We start from the raw sequence: 14,310 nt of genomic DNA on the forward strand, positions 1-14,310 counted from the left end.
TGCGTGTTTCGCATTTATACAAATATGAACAACAGCTATTTGGGATGGCACTACTTTATCTTGGACTAGAGTATCTCTAATTCGAGATAATTATATAAAATAAAATGAATATAGTCAACAAGAAAGAGAAATGACTTTTGAATTTGAATTATCTATACTAAATGAAATAACAAGTAAATAACCTACCGCACTTCCAATATAGAAGGAGAGATTTTGATATGAAAGGGATTGGCATTGAAACATACGGAGATGAAACGACGCTTATGTTGGTTCACGTTCCGACAGAACCAGTAGGCCCAAACGACCTGCTCATTACGATAAAAGCTAGTGGGGTGAACCCTGTAGACTGGAAAGTACGGGAAGGATACTTGAAAGAAAGCTTTCCGTATCAACTTCCTCTGATCTTGGGGTGGGATGCGGCAGGTAAAGTGGCGGCTGTCGGAACGGATGTAACCAAATTTCAAGTAGGAGACAATGTGTTCTTCCGTCCAGAAATGGAGAAGCAAGGCACGTACGCCGATGAGATTGTTGTTCCTGCAAATCTTGTTGCTCCAATGCCTCGTTATATGACGTATATTGAGGCAGCATCCCTTCCACTCGTGGGCCTTACCGTATGGCAGGCTCTCGTAGAAGTGGGAAATGTTCAGGCAGGGGATCGCGTGCTTATTTTAGCTGGAAGTGGTGGAATTGGATCCTTTGCCATTCAATTGGCGAAAGCGCTGGGAGCTCATGTGACCACGACAACAAGCGCTAAAAACATCGATTTTGTAAAAGAGTTAGGCGCAGATCAAGTGATTGCATACGATCAGGAAAGCATCCGAGATTCAGGACTAGAGTTTGATTTCATGCTCGATACGCTCGGTGGTTCTTCATTCGAAGAGGCATTATATTGCATGAAGTTGAACGCAACGGTGGCTACCATATTCGGTGGGCCAGATGAAGTTCGACCTGATTCCATAAATAAAATAGAAGCAGAGCGTCAATTAAACATTAAGTACGTGTTCACGCGTCCCGATGGCGAAAACATGAATCATATTCGCAAACTGGTTGAATCACAAAAAATTAGACCAATCGTAGGGGAAGTCTACCCGATGACGGTTGATGGAGTAAGAAGAGCACATCTGTCTAATCAAACAGGACGAACACGAGGTAAGATCGTTCTAAGCAGAGAGGATTGAACATCTTTTTTACTAGATGTAAGTTGTATCCGTATTTGTTCTATAAAAGATGTAATAAATGAATAAATGGCCCATAAAAAAGTAAAAAAGTGCTGTCTCCAAGGTCGATAATGATCTTAGAGACAGCACTTTGAACTTTTATCTTTGGACAAGCCTCCCTACTCCTTTTTTAATGAAATCTCAAATATAGAGCCGACCTCTCCAGCAAATACAACCCTTCCGTTATCCGGCAGCACAACTTGATTGTTACCGCTGACCACGGTGTGATTGATACATATCCCCGCCTAAGTTCCAGCGAATCTCGGCCAGCCATCGTTGGAATTTGCAGTTTGTTGACTGCTTTGTTTGCATCAATGATTGTAAAATTCAACACATAACCAGAAGCAACCTTCACGCTATTCAATTGTAGAATCGGCTTTGCATTGAAATAAGTCATCGACGAATATTTTTCACTTAACACGTAATATTTTTTATTTTCACGCGCTTTCCATGCAGCTGCAGTAGCGTGCGATAATTCGTTGGCCTCTAGCCTCTCTACCTTATACTCTGAAATAGCGATCTGTCCAAGCTTAGGTATCGAAATATAGGAGCGCAACCACATGTATGTACGTCCATTTTTCTCAACAACGAATTTGTATTTTTGCGAGCCATCCTCATTTACAAACGAAACATCATTGCTTTTACCGATTTGGGAGATAGAATTCCATCGACTTCACCTGTGAATATCCGCGAGAATGTAACCAGATCTTCAGCAGTGGAGTAAATCCCTCCGCTTGCAATGACATTATAATTTTCTGTTGGAAGTTGTCCCTCATAATTAGGATAATAGACCCCCACCAATGTCGTTGGATTTACAACATCCTACGGAGTTTTTGTATTGTTCATTTACAGAGGCATGGTGAAATACTTGTGTATAAATGCAGTAAAGTCCATGCCGCTAACTCGCTCTACCACTATTTCAGCTAACGAAAAACCAACGTTGTTATATACCGAGTATTCACCCGGATCTGCTTGTAAGTCCTGAGTCGCCAATTCTTTCAACAAGGTATGATGTGCATACGTGTCATGATCATCAAACAAGGTTGAATTTGGACCAATGTATCCGTGAAGACCGGAAGAATGATTCAGCAGCATGCGGGGTGTAATCTGTGTATAACGGCTGTCTTTCATTGTAAAGTCGGGTATATAGGTGACAACGGGCACATCTAAATCTAGTTTTCCATCGTCTACTAGCTTCATAACAGCCGCTGTGAGTATCATCTTGCTCGTTGAACCGATGCCATATATGGTATTGGAAGTGAGCGATACAACAAATGTCGATATTATGACTCTCTTAATTTGCCAGCTACAAATGTCGATATTTAAAGGATGAGTTCAATTCTGTCAAACATACATGATAGAACTTAAACATAATTACGAGAGGCGATGTAGTAAATGAAACCCGAATTACGCATGCGAAAAACAATCGCTGTACTGATGGCATTCCTGCTCATCTTTACAGCAGTCCTTCCTCTGCGATCTGGCATTACCAAGGCCATGGCTGCAACTGGCTGGCAGCCAATTGGAAACAGCACAATTGGTTTAAATGTGGACGCCACCAATGAAACGTCACACCCTAACATGGTCAATTATAATAACGAGCTGTACATGGCATGGTCTGAGAGAGCAGACCAAGATAATAAGACCACGATCCAAATCAAGAAATATAATGGTAGTAGCTGGGAGTATGTTGACGGCGGCACTAGTTTCAGCGCAGATCCATTGGCTTCTGCAACTAATCCTATCATGGCCGTATTCCAGAATGAGCTATATGTGACATGGTATGAATTATCGAATTCGAATAAAGGTAGTCAGATAAGAGTCAAGAAATATGACGGCTCAAGCTGGTCTTTCGTAGACGGTGGAGGCAGCAAGGGACTGAATATGAATTCCCCCTCTATTGCATACATCCCTCATTTGATAGTCTATAATAATAACCTCTTTATCGTATGGGTAGAGAGTACCAATGGCAACTATCAAATCAGAGTCAAAAAACACAATGGTTCAAGTTGGGAATGGGTAGATGGCGGTAGCAACGATGGATTAAATGCAAACCCTTCTTCATTGGCGAGTAGCCCTGAGTCTGCTATTTACAACGGAAATTTATACATATCCTGGCATGAAAAAAGCGGAGGAAAGTCACAGCTGCGAGTTAAAAAGTTCGACGGCACTACTTGGTCTTTTATCGACGGATCTAATGGCTTAGGTAGTGATTCATCCGATATTTCAAACGGTAGTTTAACTGTTTTTAACAACGAGTTGTTTGCTGTATTTTCCGAAAAAAATGGAGTTCACACCCATCTCCGAGTCAAAAAGTATGATGGAGTAAGCTGGACGTCCGTTGATGGTGCTAACAATGCCGGATTAAACGTAAATGTTTCAAAAAACGCGAAGCATTCAAGAACTGCAGTTTACGACAATGCATTATACGTAATCTGGACCGAAGCAGTCGACCGTGATTGGGGTGGAACAATACATATTAAAAGATACGATGGAACAAACTGGAGTGGAACTAGTGAAACCATTCTAAATGTAGATCCATCATCACTTACAGCAATGAATCCTAATTTGTCCTCATATAACGGCAAGCTGTTCGCTGCGTGGACTGAATCTAACAATTATCAGACTCAAATTAGGGTCAAACAATATGATGGTGTCGCTTGGACGTCTGCTCATAATGAAATTAACGTCGGGTTAAATGGAAATTTGATTTACTCGTATCATCCTGATTTGAAGCAATTTAACGATTCGCTTTATGCAATCTGGGTCGAAAATGGAAAAATTGTAGTTAAAAGCTATTCCAATGGAGTCTTATCTGGCTCGGAAGACTTAAACGTTGATCCTACAAAAGTGGCTGATACTCCGAAATTAGCTGTTTTCAATAACGAATTATACGCACTATGGGTAGAACGCGACAATGCAAACGTCAGAATATTAAGAGTGAAAAAATGGGATGGAGTGTTTTGGGTTGACGACAAAAACGGACTAAATGCCAATTCTCAGGAACAAGCTTTGCATCCTAATCTGTTATCCACGAATGATGCAATTTATGTAGCTTGGTCTGAGTCGGCGAATGTTGGGTATGACGTCCAGGTTAAGAAATTTAATGGAAGTTGGGAATCGCTTGGGCGCGCTGCATCACACACTGTTGGCAAACCAAGCTTGGCTATGTTCCAAAATGAATTGTATGGAACTTGGCTAGAGTTGAATAGCGCAAAAAATTACCAACCAAGAATTAAGAAATATAACGGTCAAGATTGGGTGTACGTGGATAATGGAGGCGTTAATGAATCTGTAGATATCGACAACACCAACACCTCTATAATTGAATTCAACAATGAGTTGTATGTTGTATGGGTCGAGAATGGCACTAATGGTGTTCTGTTGAGAGTAAAACGTTTTGATGGAGCAAGTTGGGAGGCGGTAGAAAATATTGCAACTGATATCGCGCTCGACAGCCCTCCTGCTTTGAAAGTGTTCAGAAATACACTATTTGCAACATGGACGGAAACAACCAACGGAAAAGCCCCGCAAGTACGTGTCAAACAGTTTAATGGCACAAGTTGGTCTTCTGCAGACGGTGACGGTGTTGACGGACTGAATGTCGACGCAACTAAACGAGCGTTTGCTTCTGTTCTAGAAGAGTACAATGGTGAGCTTTTCGCTGCTTGGACTGAACATAACGGGGTGTCAAATCAAATTCGAATGGCTCGCTACACAGGGAACATTATTCCACCTGTAACTCCAACGGATCCAAATACACCAGGGTCTGCAAATCCGTTGGCTGCACCGACGGGATTTATTGCTACGCCAGAAGATGGGCAAGTGAACTTACGTTGGAATAGTGTAACAGGGGCCACTTATTATCAGGTTTACCAAGGCATATCCTCTGGTAGCTATGGAACCGCACCTGTAGCAAGGGTAAGTGGAGCAGCGAATTCAGCTCTTATTACGGGACTTTCAAACGACTTACCTTATTATTTTGCAGTTCAGGCAGGCAATGAGAATGGTGTGGGTGCACTCTCTCCAGAGGTAAGCGTCTTACCACAAGTGAATCGCAAGACGGATTTGCAAGCCTTAGCCTTGTCTCAAGGGGCGCTTAATCCAGCCTTCGATTCTAGAATTCTGGATTACACAGCGATTGTTCCGAACAGTGTCTCATCGTTAACAGTAACTGCCTCGGTATATGATCAGCAGTCTCCATTAACAGTGACTGTCTCGGTATATGATCAACCGTCTTCGTTAAAAGTGAACGGAGCACTGGTTACTAGTGGTCAAGAAAGTAGTCCAATTCAACTTGCTGTAGGTCAAAACATCATTTCAGTGGAAGTGACAGCAGCAAATGGATTGAAAAAAATCTATTCCGTCAACGTAACTAGGGAATCGGCATCCCCGTCATCAGGAACGCGCCCTTCCGATTCTAGCAATTGGATAAGCGATCCAAACAGCGGTAAGTCGACCCGCAATCAATTGGCTTCAAGTATCGTAACGCAAGAAAACGGGCAAACCGTTGTGAACGTATCCCTTGATTCAGCCATTATGGCCTCACAGCTGACAAACGGTGGAGACAAGCAAACATTGTCAATTCCTGTGAGTCAAGAAGCAGATAAAGTGTCAGTAAACCTAAATGGAGAAGTATTAAAAACATTGGATCAATTCAAGCAAACCGTGCTTGCAATTTCAACGCCTATCGGTAATATCAAGCTGCCAGCAGCACAGATTAACCTCAATGATTTGTCTGCCAAATTTGGTGGGCCAGCAAATACAAGCGACCTATCCGTTCAGGTCGTTATCACCAAGGGTGATTCATCTAAGGAAAAATCAGTTAGGGATGCAGCGAATAAAAGTCATTTTACTGTAATGGCTGCACCTGTTGATTTTTCGGTTATGGTCTCTTACAAGGATAAAAAGGTGAATATTAGTCGGTTCAGCAACTTTGTCGAGCGTGAAATTCCAATTCCAAGCGGCATCGACCCTAACACAGTCAAGACAGCAGTCGCTCTAAACGACGATGGATCAATTCGTCATGTGCCGACGCAAATTATGACTCGTAACGGAAGCAGTTACGCCGTTATTAAGAGCTTGACGAACAGCACTTTTTTGCTGATCTCACATCAGAAAGTTTTCGATGATTTGAAGGGACATTGGGCACAGGGTATCGTTTCCGACATGCTGTCGAGAATGGTGATTAACGGAGTCGACGATACCCATTATGCGCCTGACGCAGCGATTACTCGGGCTGAGTTCGCTGCAATTATTGTTCAAGCGCTTGGCATGGACAATAAAGGGGAAACCATGACCTTCAAAGATGTTGCTGCATCGGATTGGTTTAATGCTGCAGTTGTGACAGCACAGGAATACGGTATTATTAAGGGTTATGAAGATGGAACATTCCACCCTGGGAAGACAGTTACCCGTGAGGAAGCCATGGTTATGATAGCCAAAGCCATGCAACTGACTGATTTGAAAGCTTATGTTAACAATGCCGATGCGGACTCCGTATTATCCGCATTTATCGATGGTGCATCTGTTGGAGCATGGGCTAAACAAGGCGTCAGCGCAGTAGTTAGCAGTAAACTGATCAACGGAGCCGGCAATGGATTGCTGCCAAAGAAAGACATTACGAGAGCCGAAGCTGCCGTGCTCGTTCATCGTATGCTAGAAAAGGCAGATCTGATTGACGTAGTTCAGACTAAATAATCTTCCGTATCTCAACGAACCTAGTTCGCAAATAAAAAAACCTGGAATGGCTGACTCCTTATGTAGACAGCCACTCCAGGTTTTTCGTTATGAATCGTTCAGCGGTCGTGTGACAGAAAACCAGGAACGCGCGCCGAAAGTAAAATAATCCCCCGTCCCATCACCTTTGGCAGGATTGAAACGGAGTACCCGGCAAAGCTTGGTCTTCATCCAAATAGTACACTTACTTTACTTCTTTCATATATGCTCTAACATTCTCAGCGATTTCTTTGAATTTGGTGTGGTGCAAATAATGCGATCCCACCATGGTGATTATTTTTCCATGTACCGAGTCTTTAACCTGCTCTTCATGCAGAGGTACCCATTCCTTTCTCCCTTCATTATTCGCTTGTACAAAGTATCAAACTCATTTGCTCTACGGTTTTTTCATCGAATGCCAGACCCTTATAGGGGTCTGCACTAAATATAAGAGCAAATCGTAAGAGACCTGATTTTTTGAGGAATTCTAATCTTTTTAATGGGAATTCGACATCCATACCTGGTTGTGTTGGAACACTGCTATCGATTCCGACAAATGCAGTCACCTCGTTTGGATATTTGTTCACATAATCCAATGCCGTAAATGTCGACATGCGTTGAAGCATAGACGGCCATTGCTTCCTTACCGTCTGCAGCTTCAACTGTTGTGAACCCATCTTTGCGTAAAAATAAACATACAAGTTCGCGAATGTTCGCATCATCATCAGCAACTAGTATAGTAGGCATATGTTCCCTCTTTCCCCAGTTTTCCATCTATGCTGTTAATAATCCATTATACTATAAATGGATTTGAGGCATAAAAACAGCCCGTGAATTTCATAGACTTATTTGGAGAAGTTGATTATTGCCACTAATCTATCAAAGCCCCCTCTTCTAACTAATCAATCCTTCTTCCTTCGCCTTGTCCACTGCATCTTGCCTGTTATTTACGCCTAGCTTGGAATAGAGGATAGATATATAATTGCGGATCGTTCCTTCCGAAAGATTCATGCTAGCGGCGATAGCTTTGTAACGTGATCCACGGTACAGTAGATCCAACAACTCGAACTCGCGTTTAATTAATCCATATGGATTATCCCAAATGATATTTCCACGTTCCTTGAGCTGCACCCGCTGCTGCTTCATCTCTTCGAATACTTGCTCCGCGATCTCCTGGGTGATGGACATGCCTCCAGCATGAATGAGGCGAATCGTGTCGATTAACTCCTTGGGCTGTATGGATTTCAACAAATATCCCACTGCCCCATACTGAAGTGCGGTCACCGCTTGTTCTACATCACTGAAGGTACTCATTACGATCACTTGTAGATCAGGCCACTTTTCCTTAATCACTTGTAAAGCTTCGATTCCATCCATTTCAGGCATACGGACATCCATCAAGATAACATCTGGATGAACCTGCTCGCACAACTCAACAGCTAATTTTCCATTTCCGGCCGTTCCTACTACCTGCAGATCCTGTTGATTATCAAGTATCATGCTAAGACTATCGACAATCAACTGCTGATCGTCGACGATAACAAGCCGTATTTTGCTTTGCACAATTTCATATCTAGGCACTGTACAGAGCACGACCGTCCCTTCATCACGATGAGAGTGGACTGATAAGTGGCCTGACAACTCTAGCAAGCGCTCCTTCATCGTAGAAAGCCCAAAGCCTGGCTGCAACTGTTCATTACCTACCCCATTATCTTGAATTTGCAAACGCAATTGATTCGCTTCGAAATGCAAATAGACCTCGATGGCCGTTGCTTGTCCGTGACGAGCCGCATTCGTCAATGCCTCCTGTAGACAACGGTACAATGTTAATTTGATCGGATTAGGCACGGCATACTCCTCACCTAATGTTCGATACTTCACTTCAATCCTTGTTGTATCCTTGAATTTGCTAACCAGCTTTTGTAGAGAAGTCGTAAAAGATGCAGGTAGGGTAGATGACAACATTTGATGCAAATGAGTTCGAACTTCTTCTAGTCCACTGCGGGCAGAGCGCAGAAGAGCATCAATGCGTTCAGTTTGATCGCCTGTTGCCGCCTGACGCAGCGATTCCATTCCCATAATGAGTGAAGTCAACGTATGGCCAATCGTATCGTGCAGCTCCTTAGATAGTCGATTTCGCTCCTCGACTAACGTCATCTGTTCAACCTGAGTCACATGTTGTTCCAAAATCCGATTTTGCTCCTTGATCACTTGCCCCTGCCTATGCGTAAGTACCGCTAATTGAAAGGCATATCCCAAGGCAAATACAATCCCATAATGCAAAATGACGTCTACGATAATATCAATCCAACTTATTTTACTTACCCAGCCGAGAATAAACGGGATGACACCAGAAGATAGAATCGCTGTCCATCGGTAAGTAGAATTACTGCTTAGAAAGCCAATGACAAATACAATCGGGGCATATTGCCATACATTCGATATCCCATAGAGATTTAGGAAAATAACAAAACTCCCCGACAACACCATTTCAGCAATCAAATACCACTGCAAATGATACTGTTGAAGCCAAAGCGGGACGAATAATGGAACAAAAGAGAGCCCCATAGCTGCCCAAAGTGGTATCGGCAATCCTCGCTCATGCAATATGCATAGACTAATCACGAGCGTGATCCACCATGAGATCCGTATACATAACATGACCCAATCTGACCACAACCATCGCTTCATCCATTCTTTCATAGGAATACCTCAATCCTTCATCAGATATCTACAAGTTACACCACATACAACCTAATTGAGAACCATTAATTTCTGAAATAAATGATTGAACCTTCGAGCGGAGTAAGGTCTAGTAGAAGAAGAAAGAGCAACCGTATCCCGATTGCTCCAGAAATGATTTCCTACTTTTGTACTTGTAACATATGGGATGGGCTTGTGTTACGAATATGGACAAGAATGTCAAACCGTTCCCGCAGGGGCACATTGAAATATGGCGGCAGGCCCGGTATTATCCGCGCCCCTAAGCTGAGGAACGGCTGCTTTTCCTTCACCCATCGCCCTGCCTCTCCCTTCAGATGGCGAGCGTCCAATAGGAATCTCTCGTAAGATACTTTTCCGAACATATCGTTCGTACTGTTTTTATGCTGCGGTATTGCATCTGTCATAATCTTTCCGCCGCTACTCATGTCAAACTCGTATGTTGTAAAATGCCCTTCCGTCATCGAGGTTCCTATAACGACGTATTGATCACCTACACGTTCCTTCAGGAACTCCCCAGCTGGCTTCGGATACCATTCTTTATCGATAACACCCTTAGCTACGTGAATATTATGGCCCCAGATCATCGTTTTCCCACCAAGTGTTTCTTTTGTCCATACGGCAAGGTCTGCCAAATATTGCTCGTGGAGGGTGACAAAAGACGGATAATCTTCAGGAATCATCATGGTTGTATAATGCTTGATTGCCTTCGCCGTCCCTTTCACCCACGTAAGCTCATTTGAATTAGCCTTCTTCTCGTCTTTTACGGCTACTTTCTCAAGCAATTGGACAACTCTTTCCGCATTCGCTTGGAACCTGGCTTTCTCCTCATGAGTCAGCTTCATATACTCCTGCAAATTGACAGTTACCGCTGGCATATCTTTATAGTTCTGCACGACTTCAGACAGCATATCGGGATGATGCTTCTTCACATAGTTAATGACTGTATCGTAGACATCTTTATCCAATGACTTTAGATCGAGCCCGATAAATTGAATCTTTTTCTTGTTCTTTGGATTAGCATTGTAATCCTTCATCCACTTCACCATAGCGACGATCTCATCAGTTGGATATAATAGCTTCAAAAATTGCTTGGGATCTCCTTTGCCTGTGTGGATATATTCATTTAATTTCAAACCATTCCCCCAATCCTCCTCCATCCCGAAGTTCGTAAATCCCATCTCCGTAACTAAATATTTCACGAGACGAAATTTCATCGTAAACAATTCAGAGCTACCATGAGTTTCCTCTCCTAATCCTACATAATGAGCATCCCCGATCATCTTCTTAAGCGGCTTTAAATCTGCAAACGATTGAGTCGGGTCAATCGTCTTCAATGGAAAAACCTGTGATTCAAAGGATTTCACAATACTATTTTGCAACGTCTGCACGGAATGAGTCACTTCTGTTGACCGTGCACCAGCATTCGAAGCTCCTCCAGCAACCAACAGCGCTGTGCTAACTACTGCAGCCATGCCACTAACCATCATTTTCTTATTCATGTTATTCCACCTCAATTGAGTAATTTGATGAGCGCAATACACGGCAAATCATGCTGTACGTCAATCGCTCAGCCTGATTATCATTCAGTCCGCATCACTTTTTCTAGTTACATCCTGTCATTAATATTGATGACACATACCGCATGTCATTTCGTTACAAGCCTCACTATGAAAAATGACGCCCCATTGGTCATACTGAATTTGCGAAAGATTGAGGGCATCAATATAAAACATTTCTATGAGTCGAAAGGAAGGATGTAATTTTGAAATCGCGTGGAAACAAAAACGCTTCGGATTTTGGGGAGGTGAAAGTAAAACATGCCAGAAAAGGCCTTACGTTCTTTCTTGGTTTCTTATTCGTGTTGTCGCTGATCGTAAATACGGTTGTCATCATGTCGGGAAATATTCTGCTTATTGTTGTGTACATGTTCGTACCGGCAATCGCTTCGATTCTAACTCGTCTCCTCTTGCGGGAAGGTTTTGCAGATGTATCCTTTCAGTTGGGCAGTGTAAAAGTATGGAGAGGGATCGGACTGGGCCTGCTCATTCCTATGCTCATCTGCGGAATCACCTACTCCACCGCCTGGATGAGTGGTATAGCCTCGTTCCAGCTTCCTGTGGGAGGTACCTTCGAAACGTACTATCATGCTCTTGGTCTGCAGTACTTGCCTACGCCGCTGAGCTTCGTGCTTATGGTCGCAGTGGCTGGCATTGCAGGAAGTATCATCAACCTCATCCCCGTTATGGGGGAAGAAGTCGGCTGGCGGGGATATATGCTGACACGTTTAGTTGAGGCCAAGGCTCCGCGTCCTATTTTGCTTAGCGGATTGATCTGGGCAACTTGGCATATTCCGATTGTCATATCGGGTATGTATGTGGCTGGGCCATCTGTCCTTCTCTCTGTCCTAGGCATCTACCTGTGTATCATTCCGTTCAGTTATATTACCGCCCGATTGCGATTAGCCACTGGCAGCGTCTGGCCTTCTGTCATTATCCATACCTCATGGAATTCTGTAATCCAAGGTCCTTTCACTCGTGCAACAACAGGGGAGTTTTCTGAGGTCTGGATTGGTGAGTCGGGTCTCCTTACGGCATTTATCATTATCATTGCAGCAATTATAGTGTCACGAACAGTAAAAGTCCGAGAGTTGACGTGACTAGAAATGAAGCTTTCTACTCATTCTCATTGACGAAAAAGAGAGTAACGAATTGGATTGATCCTAAATCCTCCTTAGCACTAAGGGGGATTTTATGTTGTGTCAGCCGACAACTACTTTTTTTGTGAAAAAAAGAACAATTAGCTATTGACTTGTGAAATAAATCACAGTACACTGTGGTTGTGAAATATGTCACATTAATCACATTAAAATTCAACCTTTTTGGTTTACCTATATTTTATTTTCGAGGAGGAAATACAATGAAAATTGCAGTGATTGGTTGTACGCATGCAGGAACAGCAGCAGTGGTGAATGCCGCCAAGCTATACCCCGATGCCGAGATTACCGTTTACGAACGCAACGACAATATATCGTTCTTATCTTGCGGGATCGCATTGTATGTGGGCGGTGTCGTGAAGGAGCCGGAAGGACTCTTCTATTCCTCGCCGCAGCACTTGGCGGATTTGGGTGTCATTACTCACATGCGCCACGAGGTTCTCTCCATTGATACGGATGCGAAAACGATACAGGTGCGCAACCTTCTGACCGGAGAAGAATTCAATGATTGCTTCGATAAGCTGATTGTTACGACGGGATCCTGGCCGATCATTCCACAGCTTCCAGGCATGGAGCTGGACAACATTCTGCTGTGCAAAAATTACGAACATGCGAACAACATCATCGAAAAAGCTAAACAGGCAAACCACATCACAGTGGTCGGTGCGGGATATATCGGTGTAGAGCTTGTGGAGGCGTTCCAGGAGAGCGGTAAGCAGGTAACGTTAATTGATAGCGGAGACCGGATTCTGAACCGATACCTGGATGCCGAATTCACCAGCCAGATCGAGGAAGCGTTCCGCGGCAAAGGCATTGAGCTTGCGCTTGAGCAGACCGTTCAAGCTTTTGAAGGCAAGGACGGCATCGTTAACAAGGTCATCACTGACAAGGGTGAAGTGGAAACGGATATGGTCATTCTTTGTATCGGATTCCGACCGAATACCCAACTGCTCAAAGGTCAGTTGGATATGCTGCCAAATGGCGCAATCATCGTCGATCAATATATGCAAACCAGCAAGCAGGACGTGTTTGCCGCCGGCGACAGCTGTGCTGTTCATTACAATCCGACAGGTAGAGCTGCCTATATCCCGCTGGCTACCAATGCAGTGCGGATGGGAATGCTGGTAGCCCGCAATCTAATGGGGCCAACGACGAGATATTTAGGTACGCAGGGGACATCCGGTCTCAAAATATACGATATCAACCTGGCTTCGACAGGACTTACCGAGGTCGCATGCGCAGATGAGAAAATCAATGCCGAAGCAGTTACGGTAATCGATGCCTACCGGCCGGAATTTATGCCATCGGCAGAGACCGTAACCTTGAAGGTTGTGTATGAGAAAGAAAGCCGCCGCCTGTTGGGAGCGCAAATCATGTCCAAAGTTGACTTGACCCAAGCGATGAATACCTTGTCGGTATGCATTCAAAATGGGATGACGATCGACGAGCTGGCCTTCGTCGACTTCTTCTTCCAGCCTCACTTTAACAAGCCTTGGAACTTTTTGAATACGGCCGGCATTGCCGCACTTCCCCAGTTCGTAGACGGAGAACTGCAGCACGCCTAAAAGCACTACCATGAAGGGAGTGTCCCAATAGTCATTGAATATGACGAGGGACACTCCCCTTTCATGGGATTTACTTTCATGACCACCATTGTTTCTGACATCTGTACAAATGAAACCATGGCCATTGATTCTCTATCAGTAGTTTCTACTATATGTATCACTTTTCTTGATAAACAAACACTTCGGTTAGCGTCTTTTTAAGAATAGCGATAGTTTGGCGACTCTCCCCTTTTTGCCTGCCCTTCTTAAGCCCAACCTTTTTTCTGCTCGACAAACTACATTTTTATTACGCAACAACAGCAACACATCTGGATAGGAACGTAATGGCATTTTTAATCGTAAGGTTTTTTTACAATTTTTTTTGCAAGACAGA

Annotated in this window: 8 protein-coding genes and 2 pseudogenes; 4 read left to right on the forward strand and 6 right to left on the reverse strand. The window is 43.6% G+C overall.

Annotated elements, in window-relative coordinates:
• Positions 1-218 precede the first annotated feature (218 nt).
• On the forward strand, positions 219-1,178 hold the full coding sequence (locus tag BP95_RS0111370; RefSeq protein WP_021254065.1) for an NADP-dependent oxidoreductase: 960 nt from the start codon (positions 219-221) through the stop codon (positions 1,176-1,178).
• Between the two features lie 169 nt (positions 1,179-1,347).
• Here the strand turns inward: BP95_RS0111370 and BP95_RS34405 are convergent, their stop codons facing one another.
• A complete protein-coding gene (locus tag BP95_RS34405) occupies positions 1,348-1,779 on the reverse strand; it encodes a hypothetical protein (RefSeq protein ID WP_028532201.1) in 432 nt (143 codons plus the stop codon).
• 284 nt (positions 1,780-2,063) lie between these two features.
• Positions 2,064-2,438 carry a serine hydrolase domain-containing protein gene (locus tag BP95_RS34410; protein ID WP_028532202.1) on the reverse strand — a complete coding sequence of 125 codons (375 nt, stop codon included), beginning with the start codon at positions 2,436-2,438 and terminating at the stop codon, positions 2,064-2,066.
• 174 nt (positions 2,439-2,612) lie between these two features.
• Here BP95_RS34410 and BP95_RS0111385 point away from each other — a divergent pair, with 174 nt between their 5' ends.
• The gene (locus BP95_RS0111385) at positions 2,613-6,917 is read left to right on the forward strand and encodes an S-layer homology domain-containing protein (protein ID WP_028532203.1); all 4,305 of its coding nucleotides are present in this window, start codon (positions 2,613-2,615) and stop codon (positions 6,915-6,917) included.
• A gap of 223 nt (positions 6,918-7,140) precedes the next feature.
• Here the strand turns inward: BP95_RS0111385 and BP95_RS32420 are convergent.
• The 4 genes and pseudogenes from BP95_RS32420 to BP95_RS0111400 all read right to left on the reverse strand — a co-directional run.
• A pseudogene (locus BP95_RS32420) lies at positions 7,141-7,531 on the reverse strand (alpha/beta hydrolase); the annotation flags it as partial.
• Between the two features lie 7 nt (positions 7,532-7,538).
• Positions 7,539-7,682 (reverse strand): annotated as a pseudogene (locus BP95_RS32425) (DNA-binding response regulator); the annotation flags it as partial.
• A 147-nt stretch (positions 7,683-7,829) separates the two neighbouring features.
• Positions 7,830-9,638 carry a helix-turn-helix transcriptional regulator gene (locus BP95_RS0111395; RefSeq protein ID WP_021254061.1) on the reverse strand — a complete coding sequence of 603 codons (1,809 nt, stop codon included), beginning with the start codon at positions 9,636-9,638 and terminating at the stop codon, positions 7,830-7,832.
• A gap of 161 nt (positions 9,639-9,799) precedes the next feature.
• The gene (locus tag BP95_RS0111400) at positions 9,800-11,158 is read right to left on the reverse strand and encodes an erythromycin esterase family protein (protein WP_028532205.1); all 1,359 of its coding nucleotides are present in this window, start codon (positions 11,156-11,158) and stop codon (positions 9,800-9,802) included.
• A gap of 263 nt (positions 11,159-11,421) precedes the next feature.
• Between BP95_RS0111400 and BP95_RS0111405 the strand changes: the two genes are divergently transcribed.
• The gene (locus BP95_RS0111405) at positions 11,422-12,315 is read left to right on the forward strand and encodes a CPBP family intramembrane glutamic endopeptidase (RefSeq protein WP_021254059.1); all 894 of its coding nucleotides are present in this window, start codon (positions 11,422-11,424) and stop codon (positions 12,313-12,315) included.
• Positions 12,316-12,575: 260 nt separating this feature from the next.
• On the forward strand, positions 12,576-13,937 hold the full coding sequence (locus BP95_RS0111410; RefSeq protein WP_028532207.1) for an FAD-dependent oxidoreductase: 1,362 nt from the start codon (positions 12,576-12,578) through the stop codon (positions 13,935-13,937).
• Positions 13,938-14,310 lie beyond the last annotated feature (373 nt).

Origin of the sequence: Paenibacillus sp. UNC217MF (assembly GCF_000686865.1) — a bacterium.
GTDB classification, from domain to species: Bacteria; Bacillota; Bacilli; order Paenibacillales; family Paenibacillaceae; genus Paenibacillus_B; species Paenibacillus_B suaedae.